Source organism: Radicibacter daui (assembly GCA_030657355.1).
GTDB lineage: Bacteria > Pseudomonadota > Alphaproteobacteria > Radicibacterales > Radicibacteraceae > Radicibacter > Radicibacter daui.
Window position 1 is genome coordinate 1252883 of record CP131056.1, and the last position, 17286, is coordinate 1270168.

Annotated in this window: 16 protein-coding genes; 5 read left to right on the forward strand and 11 right to left on the reverse strand. The window is 64.1% G+C overall.

What is annotated here, in order from left to right; translation table 11 throughout:
* Positions 1-21: 21 nt before the first annotated feature.
* Positions 22-717 carry a Crp/Fnr family transcriptional regulator gene (locus tag QTL98_RS05925; RefSeq protein ID WP_445681303.1) on the reverse strand — a complete coding sequence of 232 codons (696 nt, stop codon included), beginning with the start codon at positions 715-717 and terminating at the stop codon, positions 22-24.
* Between the two features lie 287 nt (positions 718-1004).
* On the opposite strand from QTL98_RS05925, the gene QTL98_RS05930 reads away from it, so the two are divergent.
* Positions 1005-1754 carry a protein phosphatase CheZ gene (locus QTL98_RS05930; RefSeq protein ID WP_445681304.1) on the forward strand — a complete coding sequence of 250 codons (750 nt, stop codon included), beginning with the start codon at positions 1005-1007 and terminating at the stop codon, positions 1752-1754.
* 82 nt (positions 1755-1836) lie between these two features.
* On the opposite strand, the gene QTL98_RS05935 is transcribed toward QTL98_RS05930, so the two are convergent.
* From QTL98_RS05935 to QTL98_RS05945, 3 genes are all read right to left on the reverse strand, one after another.
* Positions 1837-2250, reverse strand: a complete 414-nt coding sequence (locus QTL98_RS05935; RefSeq protein WP_445681305.1) for a PilZ domain-containing protein — start codon at positions 2248-2250, stop codon at positions 1837-1839.
* A 66-nt stretch (positions 2251-2316) separates the two neighbouring features.
* Positions 2317-2763 carry a DUF8265 family protein gene (locus QTL98_RS05940; protein ID WP_445681306.1) on the reverse strand — a complete coding sequence of 149 codons (447 nt, stop codon included), beginning with the start codon at positions 2761-2763 and terminating at the stop codon, positions 2317-2319.
* Entirely contained in the window at positions 2760-5459 is a 2700-nt protein-coding gene (locus tag QTL98_RS05945) for a bifunctional acetate--CoA ligase family protein/GNAT family N-acetyltransferase (protein WP_445681307.1), read from the reverse strand. The genes QTL98_RS05940 and QTL98_RS05945 overlap by 4 nt, the downstream gene beginning before the upstream one ends.
* Before the next feature lie 286 nt (positions 5460-5745).
* On the opposite strand from QTL98_RS05945, the gene QTL98_RS05950 reads away from it, so the two are divergent.
* Positions 5746-6207: a c-type cytochrome gene (locus tag QTL98_RS05950; RefSeq protein ID WP_445681308.1), complete on the forward strand. Its 462-nt coding sequence runs from the start codon at positions 5746-5748 to the stop codon at positions 6205-6207.
* Between the two features lie 69 nt (positions 6208-6276).
* On the opposite strand, the gene QTL98_RS05955 is transcribed toward QTL98_RS05950, so the two are convergent.
* From QTL98_RS05955 to QTL98_RS05980, 6 genes are all read right to left on the reverse strand, one after another.
* A complete protein-coding gene (locus QTL98_RS05955; RefSeq protein WP_445681309.1) occupies positions 6277-6969 on the reverse strand; it encodes a cytochrome b/b6 domain-containing protein in 693 nt (230 codons plus the stop codon).
* A gap of 139 nt (positions 6970-7108) precedes the next feature.
* Positions 7109-7846, reverse strand: coding sequence for a hypothetical protein (locus QTL98_RS05960; protein ID WP_445681310.1), 738 nt, complete (start codon positions 7844-7846; stop codon positions 7109-7111).
* Between the two features lie 264 nt (positions 7847-8110).
* Positions 8111-9274, reverse strand: coding sequence for an ABC transporter ATP-binding protein (locus QTL98_RS05965; RefSeq protein WP_445681311.1), 1164 nt, complete (start codon positions 9272-9274; stop codon positions 8111-8113).
* Between the two features lie 155 nt (positions 9275-9429).
* Positions 9430-10275: a carbohydrate ABC transporter permease gene (locus QTL98_RS05970; protein WP_445681312.1), complete on the reverse strand. Its 846-nt coding sequence runs from the start codon at positions 10273-10275 to the stop codon at positions 9430-9432.
* A gap of 2 nt (positions 10276-10277) precedes the next feature.
* Complete coding sequence (locus QTL98_RS05975) at positions 10278-11213, reverse strand: carbohydrate ABC transporter permease (protein ID WP_445681313.1); 936 nt, start codon at positions 11211-11213, stop codon at positions 10278-10280.
* 98 nt (positions 11214-11311) lie between these two features.
* Positions 11312-12586, reverse strand: coding sequence for an ABC transporter substrate-binding protein (locus QTL98_RS05980; protein ID WP_445681314.1), 1275 nt, complete (start codon positions 12584-12586; stop codon positions 11312-11314).
* A 530-nt stretch (positions 12587-13116) separates the two neighbouring features.
* Between QTL98_RS05980 and galU the strand changes: the two genes are divergently transcribed.
* The 3 genes from galU to QTL98_RS05995 all read left to right on the forward strand — a co-directional run bounded on the left by galU (position 13117) and on the right by QTL98_RS05995 (position 16294).
* On the forward strand, positions 13117-14001 hold the full coding sequence (gene galU / locus QTL98_RS05985) for a UTP--glucose-1-phosphate uridylyltransferase GalU (RefSeq protein ID WP_445681315.1): 885 nt from the start codon (positions 13117-13119) through the stop codon (positions 13999-14001).
* A 108-nt stretch (positions 14002-14109) separates the two neighbouring features.
* Entirely contained in the window at positions 14110-15516 is a 1407-nt protein-coding gene (pgmG, locus tag QTL98_RS05990; protein WP_445681316.1) for a phosphoglucomutase/phosphomannomutase PgmG, read from the forward strand.
* 43 nt (positions 15517-15559) lie between these two features.
* Positions 15560-16294, forward strand: coding sequence for an isochorismatase family protein (locus QTL98_RS05995; protein WP_445681317.1), 735 nt, complete (start codon positions 15560-15562; stop codon positions 16292-16294).
* Here the strand turns inward: QTL98_RS05995 and QTL98_RS06000 are convergent.
* A complete protein-coding gene (locus tag QTL98_RS06000; RefSeq protein WP_445681318.1) occupies positions 16286-17284 on the reverse strand; it encodes a hypothetical protein in 999 nt (332 codons plus the stop codon). The two genes, QTL98_RS05995 and QTL98_RS06000, sit on opposite strands and share 9 nt — an antisense overlap.
* Positions 17285-17286 lie beyond the last annotated feature (2 nt).

The window sequence follows — 17286 nt, forward strand, 5'->3', positions numbered from 1 at the left end:
TCCTGCAAAGACGGCCCGCCTTCAGGCGTGGCCGTCCTCGTCGATGACTTCCTGCAGGGCCTGACGGTTCTTGATGATGATCGACTTGCGATGCAGGTCGATCAGCCCCGCCCGGCGCCAGGCCTGCAGGTGCTTGTTGATGCTCTCGCGTGAGGTCGACATCATGTGCCCCAGCTCGTGCTGCGGCAGGTCGAGCCCGATGCGGATGCCTTCGTCATTCTCCTCGCCATAGATGTCGGCGAGCGAAATCAGCTTCTTGGCAAGGCGCGCCGGCAGCGACAGGAAAACGGCGTCCTCGATCTGGTCCGACGTCCAGCGCAGGCGCTCGCACAGCAGCTTCAGCAGGTGAATGGAAAGGCGCGGCTCGCGCTCCAGCAGGCCCATGAAGTCGCGGCGCAGGATCATCAGCAGGTCGCCGGCTTCCATCGCGATGGCGTCCGCCGTGCGCTCCAGTCCGTCCAGCAGCGCGATTTCGCCGAAGACGTCGCCGGTTTCCATGATGTTGAACACCACGGCCTTGCCGGTCGGCGAGCTCACCGAAATACGCACCTTGCCCGACAGCACACCGTAAAGCGTATCGCCCTCGTCGCCCTTGAGGAAAATGGTCTCGCCGGCATGCACATGGCGCGTCACCGTCATCGCCAGCAGTCGGTCGATGACATCCTCCGGCAGATCCTGAAACAGGTAGTGGCGAAGCAGCAGGTCTTTTTTGTTCATCGTGAGACCTTTGGGAACGGAACTGGCGAGGATCGCCCTGGTGCACGATTCGCCCGCAAATGAAACAGGCGAGGCCCGGCCCGGCAATCCTTGTTCATCATTTGGTATAGGGATTGGCTTTAAATGGCAATGTTGCCAAGGTTCAAACGGGCAGGATGGACCTTCGCGGAGCAGTCGACGCTTTCAATCGGGCATGAATTGCTTTTCCCTTGAGTTCGGTTTCTCCCCGCTGCCCCGGGAGAGGAACGGGATTTGACGGCAGCCCCACTTATCAGCAGGGATGGGACATGTACGGTACACGCAAGGCTTTCACCGCTGAGCTCCAGATGATGAAGAAGTCCGGTTCCTGGGGCGGTGGCGCACCGGCCATGGATATGCCGGTCCTGCCAGCCTTGCCGGCCGCTTCCGCGGCACCGGCCGCGGTTGCCGAGGTGGATTTCAGCGAAGTGCTGGCCGCCGTGCGCAACCTTGACCGCAAGTTTGAAAAGCATCTCAACAGCGAGCGTACCGACGTGGAGCAGATCCAGGTCGAGATCGCCGACATTTCCGGCCGTATCCGCGCCACCAAGGCCGAGATTGCTGCCCTGCGCCATCCGCTGGCGGCAGAAGACAAGTTTGCCCAGGCCTCCAATGAACTCTCCAGCGTCGTGAAATCGACGGAAGAAGCGACCGAAAAGATCATGGCCGCCGCCGAGCAGCTGGATGACATCATCCAGGAGCTGCGCTCGCAGGTGGGCGAGGGTTATGCCGGCGACCGCATGGGCGACATGGCCGATCTCGTCGTCAGGATTTTCGAGGCCTGCAACTTCCAGGACCTGACCGGCCAGCGCATCACCAAGGTCGTTCGCGCGCTTACCTTCATCGAAGAGCGCGTCGATTCGATGATGAAGGCGTGGAACGTCAAGGAGTTCGAGGCGCTGCCACTGCCGCCCAGCATCACCAAGCATGACGGCGATCTGGAACTGCACGGGCCGGAGGACAACGAGGTCCTGCCGGACAATTTCACCCAGGACGATATCGACGCGCTCTTCGCCTGAGCGCGGTTTCCCTGCTGGAAAGAAAAGGCCGCTTCCCGTCGGGAGCGGCCTTTTTTCATGCCGCGCGAAATCGCCGGCGGGGTCAGCCTTGCGGGCTGAGCCCGGCGGACCAGCCGGCAAGCACGGCGGCGTCGGCGGCCTCGCCGGCAAAAGCGATGGCCGTTCCTTCCGGGCCGGTGCGCACCACATGGGCGCCGGTCGTCATCTGCTGGTTCATCACGCTGATGGTTACCTCTGCCCCTTCGGCAAGCGGCAGCGGCGGCGTCAGCAGTGCGCCGCCGACGGAGATGTTGGCGAGGCGGCAAACATATCGTCCCTCCGCACCGATCACCTCGATCTCCGTATCGGCGGCAAGACGCGCAAAGCTGCGGCTTTCATGGGCCGACAGGTCCGGCATTTCCGGAGCGGGAGAGGCAGCCGGCGCCGGGGCGCTGCTGCGTTCGGGCTGGCGGAAGAGAGCGGGAAGGCCGGCCAGAAGTCTGAAAACGGATTTCATCTGGAAAGGGTGCTTCCTCTAGCGGGGCCCTGCCTGAGGCCCCGTCGGCGGGCACGGGCGCTCCGTCTAGTCCGGAAGGAAATAGACCCGGCAGGCGCGCGTTCTGTCATTCTCAAAATAGTAGTTTATGCCGTCTTTTGCCAGATTGTCAGGATCATAGAGGTTTTCCTGCCCCATGCGCGACCAGCCGAGCGCCTGCATGATGACGCCGCTGTGATAGAAGATCGCCCGGTAAAACAGCGGGATTCGCTCATTGAAGCGCGAGGCGCGGCAGGCGTCGGTCAAGGGCTGGCTGAAGATGGTGGTGGTCCGCGGTGCCCCGTTGAACCAGGCCACCACATTGCGGGACGGGCTGGGGGCCGGCGGCGGTGCAAACCCGCGTATCTGCCCGTCTGGCGGCGGGCTCAGATGGCCGGGCTCCGTCCGTATCGGGTCGTCGGCGCCCGCCCGGGCCGAAAGGCCGGCGATGGCGAGGGCGACGAGTGCCGCCGCCAGCATCTGCCTTCCGGTCATGATTGTTTCTCCAGCACCAGCTGGCTGAGGCGCAGAGCGGCATCGTCGGGGTCGACGGTGATGCTGAAACCAAGCCGGCGGGCCAGTGCCAGCATCGGCTCATTTTCCGCCAGCACTTCGCCATAGATGCGGGTGATGCCGCGCCGGCGCGCATAGTCGATCATGCGTCCCATCAGCAGCCCGCCGACGCCGCGCCCGTAAAGCTCGGGACTGATCATGATGGCATATTCGCCGTTCTCCCCGTCCGGGTCGGCATGCAGGCGCACCACGCCGATGATCTGCTCCTCCCCCACCTCCGTGCCCCGCACAAGGATGAGCGCCATCTCGCGGTCGTAGTCGATCTGTGTCAGGCGGGCTGCCATCTGGTGCGGCAGGCGCGTGATGGGCGAGAAGAACCGGAGCCGCACAGCCTCCGGCGGCTGCCGGGCGACAAAATCCTGCAGGGCAGGTTCGTCTTCCGGCCGGATCGGGCGCAGCATCAGCGCGCCGATCTCCGGCAGCGATACCTGCTCGATCATGTCGGACGGGTAGGGGCGCAGTGCCGGGCGCTTGTGGGGCGTGGGGCTGATATGGGCACTTGCCCCCAGCACCACCACCCCGTGCGGGCCGGCAAGCACCGGGTTGATTTCAAGCTCGGTCAATTGCGGCAATCCGGCAGCCATGTAGGAGAGTTTGACCAGCAGCAGCGCAATGGCATCCACATCCGCGCCGGGGCCGTGCCCGGCGCCATGCAGCAGCCGGCTGACCCGGGTGCGGTCGATGAGTTCGGCAGCCAGCTTCATGTTGAGCGGGGGCAGCGCCACGGCGCTGTCGTCGATGGCCTCCACCGCGCTGCCGCCATGGCCGAACAGCAGCACCGGGCCGAATTCCGGGTCCTGCGAGATGCCGCAGATGAGCTCGCGCACCTCTTCATGGTCGATCATCGGCTGCAGGAAATAACCGGTGATCTCGCCTTCGCTGCCGCCGGGCGCAAAAAGGGCGGCCATGCGCTCGGCCGCCGCCTGCACGGCCTCCGCTGTCGGCAGCCCCAGCACCGTGGAGCCGGGCGGGCGGCGCAGCGGCGCGCCGCGCAGGATGGCTTTCAGCGCCACCGGCCGGCCAATCGTCTCGGCCAGCGCGCGGGCATCTTTGACCGTCGATGCGGTAAATCCTTCCACCACCGGTATGCCGAAGGCCTTCAGCAGCTCTGCCACCTCCTGCGGGTCCGGCGCCAGCCGCTCTTCCGCGGCAAGGCGGGAGAGCAGGGCGCGGGCGCCCTTGATGTCGGGCAGTAAGGTCTCCGGCATCAGCGGCGGCGTTTCCATCAGCTGGGTGCGGCTGTGGTTCCACTGTACCAGATGCATGAAGCCGCGCACCGCGCGGGCAGGGGTAAAGAAGCAGGGGATGCCGCGCTTGTGCAGGCGCTCACGGGCGGTTTCGGCTTCCGGTCCGCCGCCAAGCCAGCTGGCAAATACCATCGGCTTGCGCCCGCGCTGCCCCGGCTCATGCCCGGCAGCAGCAGCCACCGCCTCGGCGGCGGCGATGGGGTCGGTCAGGCCGATGGGAGCGTGCACGATAAGGGCGGCGTCGGCCCCGTCATCCTCCCGCAGGGCCTCCAGCGCGGCGGCATAACGCGGCCCCTCGGCATCGGCCATCAGGTCGATAGGCTCGGACGGGCGATGGCCGCCCGGCAGGCAGGCGGCGATCTTGTCCAGAGTCTCCGGCTTCAGCGTCGCCATATGTCCGCCGAGGTCATAGAGGTCGTCTGCGGCCAGCAGCGCCGCACCGGCGCCATTGGCAAGGATGGCCACCCGCTCCCCGCTCACCGGCCCGGCATAGGCGAGCGACTGCGCGGCATCGAACATCTCTTCCAGCGTGCTGACGCGCAGCGCGCCGGCACGGGCAAGCGCCGCTTCATAAACAGCGTCCGATCCGGTCAGTTGCCCGGTGTGGGAGAGCAGGGCAGCGCGCGTTTGCCGGTGGCGCCCGGTGCGCAGCACGATGATAGGCTTGGTACGCGCGGCCGCGCGCGCGGCCGACATGAATTTGCGCGCATCCCCTGCCGTTTCCACATGCATCAGGATGGATTGCGCCATCGGGTCGAGCGCCAGCCTGTCCAGGAGGTCGCCCATGTCGACGTCGGACGCATCGCCCAGCACGATCATCTGCGAAAAACCGACGCCTCGGCTTGTCGCCCATTCGGCAATGCAGGCGCCGAGCGTGGCGGACTGGGCGATCAGCGCCATGCGGCCGGGCCGCGGCGCATGTTCCAGCAACGAGGCATTCAGCCCGATAGCCGGCACCACGATGCCGAGTGCCGCCGGGCCGGCAAGGCGCAGCATGTAGGGCCGCGCCGCTGCGCCGAGCGAGGAAAGATAGGCCGGTTTGTCCTTCGGTTCGAGCGTGGTGGCGCTGAGGATGACGGCGCCGCGCGTGCCGGCCGCTCCCAGCCGGTCGAGGCGCTTTGCCATGCGAGCCGGATCGCCTGCCAGCACGGCAAGGTCCGGCGTCTCCGGCAGATTGCGCCCCCGCGCCACCGTGGGCAGGAAACCTTCGACATCGCCGCCCGCCGGGCCGGCCAGCATCAGCTTGCCGCGAAAGCCGCCCTTGCGCAGGTTGTCGGCCGCCCGGCGCCACAGCCGCTCGGGCGCCGTTTCGTCGAATATGAGCGCGACGCTGCGCGGGGCCAGCAGGCCATCGAGATTGCGTATGCTCACCGGCAAGGGGCCTCGTTGCGGGCGAGCGCCGTTTCGGAATGGCGCTCGGGGATGTTCGCCGCCAGTGTCGCCCATCAGCCGGGGCGCCGACAAGACCGCGTGATTCCGGGGAGTTGGCCGGACAGATGGCAGGCGCGTCCCCTGCTTCGGTCACGAAATTGTGTAGCGGCGGCCGGAGCTGTAACAGCCATGTCACTGGCCCTGGTGCGGTGCAGTGATGTTAGAGTTGCTGCCGCGCTCCGGCGCCGCCGGATCCGCCCGACTGGACGATAACGGGAGCCAACCCATGAAGCGCAAGGCCGCAGCCTTTCTGCTAGTGCCGTTTATTGCCGCCCTGACGGCAAGCCAGCCCGCCCTCCTGCATGCCGAAGATGCGCCGGACAGCCCGCAGGCGCTGCGCAAGGCCGAGATGGAGTTCATGAAGGTCAGTCTCGGCAGTATTGTTGCCGTGACCAAGGGGGATGTGAAGCCGGCAGACCCTGCCGATTTCCTCACTCGCCGGGCCGATGCGCTCTATGGCGTTGCCCGCAATATCCCGACGCTTTTCCCTGAAGGGTCGGAAGGCGGCAAGGCCAGCGCCGATATCTGGAAGGATTTTGACGGCTTCACCGCCAAGGCCGATGCATTGGCCGTTGCCGTTGCCGATCTGCGTCAGGCCGCATCCACCGACGATGTTGCTGCGGTGGGTGACAAGCTGAAGGCCGTCGGCGGCGCTTGCGGGGCTTGCCACAAGCCCTATCGCGAGTAACCGGGCGCAACCGCAAACAAAAAGGGCCGGGAAATTTTCCCGGCCCTTTTTGCTGAAGAGGTCGTGCCTTTACGGCGTGCTCCACACCAGCCACATCACCACGGTCGGAACGGCGGCGACCAGCAGCGCGATCACCAGCTTCACCGGGCTCGGGCGCCCGGTGTCCGGGATCAGGTCGCCAGGGCCGGCATGGCGGGTGCCGACGACCATCGGCGTCACCAGATTGGTCTTGAGCCGCAGGCGGTAGAACAGGATGGCCGCCAGATGCACGACGATGGCGGCGATGATGAGGTTGAACCAGAATTCATGGAAAGCGGTGAGCGCGTCGCTGGCCTGGTAACCGACATACCCGCTGAGCGGCCCGCCGCTCATGATCGAATCATTGGAAAAGATGCCGGAGAGGGCCTGCAGCCCGACGGTGCCGATCAGCACCAGCGCCGCATAACCGCCAAGCGGGCTGTGCCCGTCCGAAGGTTGGAGCCGCGCCCTGGGAGACAGCATCTTTTTCAGGTAGCTCACCGCCTTGTGCGGCGTCTTGACGAAGCTGGCAAACCGCGCGGTGCGGGTGCCCAGCACACCCCAGGCGAGGCGGAAGACGATCAGGAAAAATGCCGCGAGGCCAAAGCGCATGTGCCAGTCCATGCTCTCCAGCGGCGTTTCCTTGGTGATCCAGGCGCCGGCGACGGCAACCACCAGCAACCAGTGGAACAGCCGCAGCGGCAGGTCCCAGACACGGACGAGGCGATCGGCAGGGGCTTTCATCTGTCGTTTCCTTCGGACGGCGCAGGAGGCGGCACAGGAGGCGGTTGATATCGCACAAGAATGACGATTGGCCGCGCCAAGTCCAGTCCTGAACGAGGCCGGCTTTCGCCGGCCCCCGTTCAGCGCCTGTCCGGGAAGATCAGAAGCTCAGGCCCTTGGCCTCGCCCATCGACACCATGACGCCGCCAATGGCGGTCAGGCCGCCTTCGCTGCCGTCCGTCGCCAGCCTTCCGTCGCCATTGGCATCGGCGCCATCGACGACCTTGGGGGCGTCAGTGGTGACGGTGCGGGCGAAGGCTGCCGCCGATTTTGTGTCCTTGGCGTTGAGGATCGCCTCGGCCAGCAGCTTCAGCTTCACCGACCGCTCAAGCGCGTTTTCAGCGCTGGCGACAACCTGCCGCGCCTGCGCCCGGATGGTTTCGGTGGCATCGCTGCTGCCGGCGATCAGGCCGCCGTTGGTGATGATGCCCTTGATTGCCGGGATAAGGCCATACCCCAGCTCGCTGTCGCCCGGCTTGCCGGTTGAGGGGTCAAGCGTGTGCAGCAGGTAGGCGGCCTGGTCATGCATCCAGTCCAGTTTGTCCGGCTGGGTGGAGATGGCGGCGGCATATTTGAGCGCGGCCTGCGCCTCGCCCTCGGCGGTCGGCAACAGTCCGATCCCCTGCGGTGTGCCACTGGCCTCCTGCATGATGCGTGTCATGTAGCCTACAACCTCGCCGGGTTTGGCGGGCGGCGCCTTGGTTGCAGCGGGCGCCGCGGCCGGAGCCTCCGCCGCGGGCGGGGCGGCGGGCTTGTTCGGGCTGGCGCAGCCGGCAATAAGGCCGGTCAGGAGCAGGGCGGGGATCAGGGCCCGGCAGGGGCGCGGCAGGACGGTCAAGATGGTCTCTCTTCATCCGGCGCCGGCAGCACCTTTTGGGCAGCCGGGCTGTTTGCAAGTCGAGGAGCGGGATGGCGGACTAAAGCCGCCGGTACCGTGGCGAGCCTTTCTGGCATCCTCATGGCGCGGCGGGCAACCGGTCTTGTTGCTCCCTCTGCCGAACGCAGGGGAGAGGCCTGCGGTTCACCCTTCAAAAGCCGGGCAAAAGAAAACCGCCTCCGGAGCGGCAGCTCGCGGAGGCGGTTCTTGTCCGGCGTCCGGCGCTCAGTGCGTGCGGGCGCTGTATTCAGCCTCGCGGCGCACGAAGCTTTCCTTGCGGCGGCTGGCAATCGCCGGTGCCTGGGTGCGGCGGAACGCGTGGCCGTTCTGGTCGAAGAGATGGGCCTCGCCCACCGGCAGGCCGATGGAGATGGTGTCGCCGATGCCGGCATCGGACTCGCCGCCGGCCTGCACAGTCACCACGAGGTCACGGCCAACCTTGATGTAGAGGAAGGTGTGGCCGCCAAGGCGCTCCACCACCATCACCTCGCCGGTGATCTGCGCCTCCGGAGAGCCGCCTTCCAGCATGTGTTCCGGGCGGATGCCGAGCGTCACCTTGTCGCCGACGCGGGCCGGGCCGGGCTCCACGGGAATGCGCGCGGTGCCGCCGCTCGGCAGGTCGACGGTGATGCCCGCTGCTTCCACCTTGCGCACAACGGTATCGACGAAATTCATCTTCGGGCTGCCGATGAAGCCGGCGACGAAGATGTTCTGCGGGTGATGGTAGAGCTCCAGCGGGCTGCCGATCTGCTCCACTTCGCCCGCCTGCAGCACGACGATCTTGTCGGCGAGCGTCATCGCCTCGACCTGATCATGCGTCACATAGATCATGGTGGCGTTAAGGTCGTTATGCAGGTTGGCCAGCTCGATGCGCATGGCAACGCGCAAGGCCGCGTCGAGGTTGGACAGCGGCTCGTCGAACAGGAATACCTTGGGGTCGCGCACGATGGCGCGGCCGATGGCAACGCGCTGGCGCTGGCCACCGGACATCTCCGCCGGCTTGCGCTGGAGCAGATGATCCATCTGGAGGATCTGCGCCGCCTTCTTCACCCGCTGCTCGATCTCCGCCTGCGGCATCTTTGCCAGGCGCAGGCCGAAGGCCATGTTCTCGTAGACCGTCATGTGCGGATATAGCGCGTAGGACTGGAACACCATGGCGATGCCGCGCTTGGCCGGCGGCAGGTCGTTGACCAGCTCGCCATCGATCCACAGCTCGCCGGAGGTAATGTCTTCGAGGCCGGCGATGAGGCGCAGCAGCGTGGACTTGCCGCAGCCCGACGGGCCGACGAACACCACGAACTCGCGGTCCTTCACCTCAAGGTCGACGCCGCGGATGATTTCCAGATCGCCGAAGGCCTTGCGCACCTTGCGCAGCGTGACGTCTGCCATCTCGTTTCCTCCAGTTCTTTGTCTCTTCGCGGCCGGGGCCGGGCCGCCCTGTTGTTTTTCGGAATAACGGAGCGGCGGGCGCTTGGCCAGAGACTGGTTCACACCGTCGCCACTGTTGGCTCAGCTTTCGCAGTTTTGCGTAGTTTTGCCAAGTTTTATCCTTTGACCGCTCCTGCGGTTAGTCCGGAAACGATCAGCCTTTGAAAGATGAGAACGAGGACGATCAGCGGCAAGGTCACGATGATGGAGGCCGCCATGATGGTGCCGAACGGCAGGTCGTACTGGCTGGCACCCGAGATCAGGGCAATGGCCACCGGCACGGTGCGCACATCCGGATTGAGGATGAAGGTGATGGCGAAGAGAAACTCGTTCCACGCCGCGATGAAGGCGAGGAGGCCCGTCGTCACCAGCGCCGGCCCCATGATCGGCAGGAAAATCTTGAAAAGGACCTGCCAGGGGGCTGCGCCATCCACCAGCGCCGCTTCTTCCAGCTCGCGCGGCAACTCGCGCATGAAGGTGGTGAGCACCCACACGGTGAAGGGCAGGGTAAAGATCATGTAGGCGAGGATGAGGGAGGTAAGCCTGTTATAGATGCCGAGCGCCCGCACCAGCTCGAACATGCCTGACAGTACCGCCACCTGCGGAAACATCGAGACGCCCAGCACCAGCAGCAGCAGGGCTGCCCGCCCGCGAAAGCGGATGCGCCCGAGGGCATAGGAGGCAAAGAGCGCAATCCCCAGCGACAGCAGCACCACGCTGACCGCGACGATGACGGAATTGAGGATGTTGAGCCCGAAGGGGCCTTGCGCGAAGACGCCCCAGTAGTTGGAGAGGTTGACCGGCGGCAGGAAATCCACCTGGAACAGGCCGGTGCCCGATTTCATCGAGGTCACCACTGCCCAGTAGAACGGGAACAGCAGATAGAACAGCAGTAGGGCGGAGAGGCCATAGAAGCCGATGGTTTTGGCCCGCCGGGCGGCAGGGGATGCCGAACGTGCCATGGTCACTTCCCTCCCGAGAGGTTCACCCGGCCGAACACGATATAGGCCACGGTGATGAGGGCGATGATGAGGAACAGCAGGGTGGAGGCGGCGGAGCCGAAGCCGACATCGGAAAACTCCACCAGCTGCTGGCGGGCATAGATCGACATCGACATGGTCTCGCGTGCCGTGCCCGTCATCACATACATGAGGTCGAAGATGCGCAGCGCGTCCAGCAGGCGGAAGATCACTGCCACCATGATGGCCGGCATGACCAGCGGCAGGGTAATCTTGAAGAAGACGGTGATGGGCGAGGCGCCGTCGACATGGGCCGCCTCATAGATTTCCCCTGGCAGCAGTTGCAACCCGGCAAGGATGAGCAGCGCCATGAAGGGCGTCGTCTTCCACACATCCACCATGATCATGGCGCCCATCGCCGTGGTGGGATCCGCCGTCCAGGCGATGCCGGCGGAGATGAGGCCCAGCGATTCCAGCCCGTGATTGATGACGCCGAACTGGTCGTTGAACATCCAGTCCCACATCTTGGCGGAAACGACGGTGGGGATGGCCCAGGGCACCAGCACGGCGGCACGCAAGAGGCCGCGGCCCGGCATGTTGGCGTTGATGATGAGCGCCACCACCATGCCCAGCACCGTCTCCAGCGCCACCGAGATGACAGAGAAGGTCACGGTGTTGAAGACCGAGCGCCACCACTGGTCGTCGATCAGCAGGTAGTAGAAATTATCCAGCCCGACGAAGCCGTAATTGCTCATGTCGGACAGGCGGGCGTCGGTGAAGGAAAAATAGATTGTCCGCCCCAGCGGCCAGCCGGCCACCAGCGCCATCACGATAAGGAGCGGGGTCAGGAACACCCAGGCCCAGCGCACGCGCGAGCGGGTAAGGCGGGAGGTCTCCGGTCTTGCGGCGGTAGCCGCGTCCGTGACGGTGATGGATGTCATATCAGGCCGCGCCTTCTCTCAGGAACGTGGGCGGGGTAGGTGCAGGGGCCGGGGAAGGCCGAAGGACAATCGCCCTCCGGCCTTCTCCCCGAAGCCGCTTACCAGCGGCCGCCGCGGCTGAGGCGCGTCAGCGTCTTGTCGAGCCCGGCGAGCGCTTCCTCACCCTTCTCGTCACCCACCAGCACGCTGTGGACGGCGTTGAAGAATTCGGTCGAGACCTGATTGTACTTCTCCGCCGTCACACCCGACGGGCGGGCAACGGCCGAGCGGAAGGTGGCTTCAAGGCGCGGGATGAAGGGCTGCGCCTTGGCGATGTCGGCATCCTTGTAGAGTGCCTCGACCGTTGGCAGCTTCGAGTATTTCATCGCCAGCCACTTCTCCATCTCCACGCTGGTGACGAACTTCACGAGGTCGATGGCCGCGTCCTGGTTCTTGGAATATTTGGAGACGGCGAGGTTCCAGCCGCCAAGCGTGCCGGATTCCTTGCCGCCCTGGCCTTCCATCGGCGGAACGGAGCGGACGTCGTACTTGCCCTTGATGGGGCTGTCCTCGCCATTGCCGAGCGCGAAGGCATAAGGCCAGTTGCGCATGAAGACGGCATTGCCGGCCTGCCACACGCCGCGCGCTTCTTCCTCGCCATAGGTCGGGGTGCCGGGCGGGGAGATGGTGTTGATCCAGCTGGCGGCCAGATCGACAGCCTTCGCCGCGGCCGGGTTGTTGATGGTGATCTTGCCCGACCGGTCGACGATATTGCCGCCGCCGGCACTATCGATCAGCTCAAGCGCCGAACAGGTCAGGGATTCGCTGGCACGGCCCTGCCACACGAAGCCCCACATATCCTTGTTGCCGGCCGCGCGCTCGCCGTCCTGGATTTCCTTGGCCGTGGCGGCCATCTCCTGCCAGGTGCCGGGGACAGGCTTGTGGTATTTGTCGAGCAGATCCTTGCGGTAATAGAGCAGGCCCGCATCGGTGAAGTAGGGGATGGCGACCAGCTTGCCGTTCACCGTGTTGGCGGCGAGAATCGGCTTGAAGAACTTATCGAGGTCGGCCTGGCTGAACTTGTCCTTCAGGTCGACCATGTGGTTGGCCAGCATGCCCGGCCAGATGATGTCGATCTGGAACACGTCGATATCGGCGGCGCCGGCAGCCAGCATCTGCTGGTAGAGCGCAAGCTGCTCGGTCGAGTTCTGCGGGGCCGGTACCAGCTCGACCTTGTTGCCGCTCTGCTTCTCGTAAAGGGCGATGGTTTCGCGCCAGGCGTCGAGGTCGCCGCCGGTGCTGCCGCTGGCCACATGGATGGTGGCACCCAGTGCCGTACCGGACAGAAGCGCCAGCGCAATGGACGCACCAAGGGCTGCGAAATGCTTGGTCATGGCCGTTTTCTCCCGATTCATCATTCTTGAGCCCACCTCTTTGAAGGGCAGGTCTCCGGCGCGTTTTACGCCTTATCGGAAAGAAGCGTAGGAACCATCATTTTGCTTTGGCAAGCGCAAAGTGCGCGGAATCGTTGAAGTTTTTATGAGACCCGAGGAATTGTAAGGGGTTACAATGGAGTGCCCGGGATTGCCGCCTTCGGTTGTAGGGCGGCGGCAGCGGATGCCTGATTTGCCGGGGGATGATTTTGCGACTCGCGGCCGGGCCAGCCGCGCCGGCAGGGAATTGAAGGCCTCTGCAAAAATCCGAACAAGGCGGTATGCTTTGCCGCAGGATGGCCGTTTTCGCGATGGAACTATTGCACTGCGAAAGCGGTTTTGTTGCCAGGCGGCAACCGTTCCTCGCGGTCGGCGTTTGCTCGTGGTCTACCCGTCGAGATTGCTGCGGCGTCGGCCTCCTATCGTGTAGTATGCGCGGCGCCGCCCGTCCGGGCGGTTGGCGCACTTACCCTGTCGAGTGTCTTACCTCCATGATGTCAACCGAGCGTCCCAAGCCGATCCGCAAGGCCATCTTCCCGGTGGCCGGGCTCGGTACCCGCTTCCTGCCCGCGACCAAGGCCATCCCCAAGGAGATGCTGCCCCTCGTCGACAAGCCGCTCATCGAACATGCGGTCGATGAAGCGCGCGCCGCAGGCATCGAGGAATTCATCTTCGTAACCTCGCGCGGCAAGACCGCGCTCGAGGATCATTTCGACGTCAATTTCGAGCTCAATGCCACGCTGGAAGCGCGCGGCAAGCAGGAGCAGCTTGACCTCGTCAAGCGCACCGAAATGCCGTCCAACCGCATGTTCTATACCCGCCAGAAGGTGCCGCTGGGCCTCGGCCACGCCGTATGGTGCGCGCGCCAGATCGTGGGTGACGAGCCGGTGGCCGTGGTGCTGCCCGACGACGTCGTGCTGCATCAGACCCCGTGCCTTGCGCAGATGGTCGAGGCCTATAACCAGATCGGCGGCAACATCGTCGCCGTGCTCGACGTGCCGCGCGAGAACACCAGCAAGTACGGTATCCTCGATATCTCTTCTGACAACGGCAAGCTGGTTGAAGTGAAGGGTCTGGTCGAGAAGCCCAAGCCCGACGAGGCGCCCTCCAACGTCGCCATCTATGGCCGCTACATCCTGCAGCCGCAGGTGTTCGACCATCTGAGCTCCCACCGCCGTGGTGCCGGCGGCGAGATTCAGCTTACCGACGCCATTGCCGCGATGATCGGCGAGGTGCCGGTGCATGGCTTCCGCTTCGAGGGCCGCCGTTTCGACTGTGGCGACAAGGCCGGCTTCATCACCGCCAACCTTGCTTTCGCGCTGCAGCGTCCCGAGCTGGTCGAGCAGATCCGCTCGGTGATGAAGGAATATAGCTGAAGCGCAGCTTTTCCTTTGCCCCGGCGGGCAAGCCGTTCAATTCTGCCGGTTGATGAATAATAGCGCCTCCACTTTCGGGAGGCCGTTCCTGCCTTGAGGACCGCACCCATGAGCACCGCTTACCGCTTCGATCCCACGATCCTGCGCGAGTACGATATCCGCGGCATCGTCGGCAAAACGCTGAACCCCTCCGACGCCGAGGCTGTTGGCAAGGGTTTCGGCACCATGGTGCGCCGCCGGGGCGGCAAGCGCGTGTGCGTGGGCTATGACGGGCGCCTCAGCTCGCCGGCGCTGGAAGAAGCGCTGGTGGCGGGTCTGACCTCGGTCGGCCTCGATGTCGATCGCATCGGTCTCGGGCCCACCCCGATGCTTTATTTCGCTGCCCGCGACAGCGAGGCGGATGCCGGCATCATGATCACCGGTTCGCACAATCCGCCCGAGTACAACGGCATCAAGATGATGCTTGGCAAGGAAGCGGTCTGGGGCAAGACCATCCAGGAAATCGGCGTCATCACCGCTGCCGCCGATTACGCCACCGGTACCGGCTCTTCCCGCAAGGTTGATGTGCGCGAGGCCTATGTCGAGCGCCTGCTGCGCGACTATGACGGCACCCGCGACCTCAAGGTGGCCTGGGATGCCGGCAACGGCTCTGGCGGTGAAATCCTGGAGATGCTGGTCAAGAAGCTGCCCGGTACCCATGTCGTCATCTATTCCGACATCGACGGTACCTTCCCCAACCACCATCCCGATCCGACCATTGAAAGCAACATGGCGGACCTCAAGAAGGTGGTGCTGGAACAGGGCTGCGACCTCGGCATCGGTTTTGACGGCGACGCCGACCGTATCGGCTGCGTCGATGAGACCGGCACCATGATCTGGGGTGACCAGCTGGTGGCGATCTACGCTTCCGACGTCTGCGCCACCCATCCGGGCGCGATCATCATCGGCGACGTGAAGTGCTCGGTCACCATGTTCGACGAGATCAAGCGCGTCGGCGGCACGCCGCTGATGTGGAAAACCGGCCATAGCCTCGCCAAGGCCAAGATGGCTGAGACCGGCTCGCCGCTCGCCGGCGAAATGTCCGGCCACATCTTCTTCGGCGACAAGTTCTACGGCCATGACGATGCGCTTTATTGCGGCGTGCGCCTCGTGAGCCTGCTCTCCCGCCAGGGCGGCAAGGCCAGCGACTTGCGCAAGCGTTTCCCGGAGGTGTTCAACACCCCGGAAGTGCGTTTCCAGATCGACGAGAGCCGCAAGTTCCCTGTCATCGACGAGATCGTGGCCCGCTGCAAGGCGCTCAAGGATGTCGAGATTGTCGATATCGACGGCGTGCGCGTTACCACCGCCGATGGCTGGTGGCTTCTGCGCGCCTCCAATACCCAGGATGTGCTGGTGACCCGCGCCGAGGCGCGCAGCCCGGCCGGGCTCGAGCGTCTGAAGGCCATGGTTATCGACCAGTTGAAGATCAGCGGCGCCCCGGTGCCGGACTTCAACAATCCGTCGGGCGGCCACTGAAGGCCGCAAGCCGGAGCTAACGCGGGAACGGAAACAGGAACGTATGAGCGGCGCTATCACCATCGATCAACTGCTGGCCGGTCTTGGCCAGCATATGCCGGTGGCCCCGGCGCCGTACAAGCAGACACCGGGCAAGACCGGCCTTGTCATCATTGATGAGGTCAACGGTTTTGCCACGGTGGGCTGCGGCCCGTTGGCCCCGCCCGTGCCCAACCCGCAAGTCACCCGGATGATCGCCGAAACCGACAGGCTAGCCCGCCGCTTTATCGCAGCGGGTGCGCCGGTTTTCGTGACGCGCGACGTGCATGAGGCCGACCGGCCCGAGCCGCCTTATCCCCCGCACTGCATCAAGGGCACGGGGGATGAAGAACTGGTGCCGGCCCTTGCCTGGCTGACCGGGACATCCGGCGTCACCATCCTCGACAAGGACTGCATCAACAGCTTCGTCGGTGCCATCCAGCCGGACGGGCGCAATCTGCTGCTCGACTGGATCACCGATAACGGTCTGGAAGCCGTCATCTATACCGGCATCTGCACCGATATCTGCGTGATGGATGCCGTGCTGGCACTGCTGTCAGCCCGCAATCACGGTATCGCCGGCAAGCTGCGCGATGTGGTGATCTATGAACCCGCCTGCGCCACCTACGACCTGCCGCGTGCCGTGGCGGATGACCTCAGCCTGCCGCCCACTGCATCGCACCCGCAGGCACTCGCCCACCATCTCGGCCTCTATTTCATGGCCTCGCGCGGCGCGGTGATTGCGTCGGATCTAGTTTAGCCGTCTCGCGAGTTCTTCTGAGAGAAGGGCCGATCCGTCGGTGTTGAGGTGCATGGGGTCACTAAACAGATGATATGCATTTTCAAACAATGGGTCTTCGTCCAGTTCGATCACCATTGCGCCAGTTAGCTTGCAATGGGTGGTTGCCCTTTTCCAGTAAGGCAGTGCCTTTGAAGTATAGTTTGAAATTTTCGTTCTGTATAAATCCGATAGTGGTGTTGAATAGATAAACAACTTAACCCCTGATTGGGCTGTGGTGTCGCAAATCTGTTCCAGGGCGGATTCGTTTTTATTCAAAGTGTCGGGGTTGAAATAAAGGCCGTCGTCAAGATCGCCAAATTCCATTTCAAACCAGCCGCTATTGGATAGCAGGCGGGCCGGATCGTCCGCTGTCGAGGGGGGCGGTGCGGGGAGAGGGACGTAGCGACTTTCCTGCAGTTGTTTGGGCGGCAATCCCAGAAGGGTGTCTCGCAGTTTGACAAGCGGTGCCTTCCAGCTATCCGCCCGCGCCAGCGGCAGCAACCGGCCCTGCACCATGTTGGACCAATCTCCGCCAATCGGACGCCAACCACGCTCCTGCGCTATTATCCTGTAGAATGACCGCCGCTGATAAGGTGCCCTCCAGGCATTATCTCGCAGGAGGCTAATGGGCGCCGCGTTCAGAAATATCGCGCCCGGCACATGTTTTCTTTTCAAGACTATTTCAATGAGCGCGACATTTTCGAGTAAATCCCTGCGCTGGAATGACAGATCAATACCCGCAATACCTATTCGGGAAAAATTCAGGGCCGAGGCTGTTGAGGCGCCAATATTTACAGCCTCAATACGTCCGGAATCTATTTCATTCATTCCGGCGCTTAGTATATCGCGCTCAACCTCATCCTCTGAGCACACATGAAGGCTGATATAATTCAATGTTAAAATGAGACCAATCGAAAGTGCCGCCGCAAGGCAATAGCGCCAGGGTTTGTAGGTCTTGTCTTTTTTCATGA

Coding starts and splice junctions, on each gene's coding strand:
- QTL98_RS05930 (WP_445681304.1), top strand. CDS start 1,005: ATGTACGGTACACGCAAGGCTTTCACCGCTGAGCTCCAGATGATGAAG.
- galU (WP_445681315.1), top strand. CDS start 13,117: ATGATGTCAACCGAGCGTCCCAAGCCGATCCGCAAGGCCATCTTCCCG.
- QTL98_RS05980 (WP_445681314.1), bottom strand. CDS start 12,586: ATGACCAAGCATTTCGCAGCCCTTGGTGCGTCCATTGCGCTGGCGCTT.
- QTL98_RS05955 (WP_445681309.1), bottom strand. CDS start 6,969: ATGAAAGCCCCTGCCGATCGCCTCGTCCGTGTCTGGGACCTGCCGCTG.
- QTL98_RS05970 (WP_445681312.1), bottom strand. CDS start 10,275: ATGGCACGTTCGGCATCCCCTGCCGCCCGGCGGGCCAAAACCATCGGC.
- QTL98_RS05950 (WP_445681308.1), top strand. CDS start 5,746: ATGAAGCGCAAGGCCGCAGCCTTTCTGCTAGTGCCGTTTATTGCCGCC.
- QTL98_RS05925 (WP_445681303.1), bottom strand. CDS start 717: ATGAACAAAAAAGACCTGCTGCTTCGCCACTACCTGTTTCAGGATCTG.
- QTL98_RS06000 (WP_445681318.1), bottom strand. CDS start 17,284: ATGAAAAAAGACAAGACCTACAAACCCTGGCGCTATTGCCTTGCGGCG.
- QTL98_RS05935 (WP_445681305.1), bottom strand. CDS start 2,250: ATGAAATCCGTTTTCAGACTTCTGGCCGGCCTTCCCGCTCTCTTCCGC.
- QTL98_RS05975 (WP_445681313.1), bottom strand. CDS start 11,213: ATGACATCCATCACCGTCACGGACGCGGCTACCGCCGCAAGACCGGAG.
- pgmG (WP_445681316.1), top strand. CDS start 14,110: ATGAGCACCGCTTACCGCTTCGATCCCACGATCCTGCGCGAGTACGAT.
- QTL98_RS05965 (WP_445681311.1), bottom strand. CDS start 9,274: ATGGCAGACGTCACGCTGCGCAAGGTGCGCAAGGCCTTCGGCGATCTG.
- QTL98_RS05995 (WP_445681317.1), top strand. CDS start 15,560: ATGAGCGGCGCTATCACCATCGATCAACTGCTGGCCGGTCTTGGCCAG.
- QTL98_RS05940 (WP_445681306.1), bottom strand. CDS start 2,763: ATGACCGGAAGGCAGATGCTGGCGGCGGCACTCGTCGCCCTCGCCATC.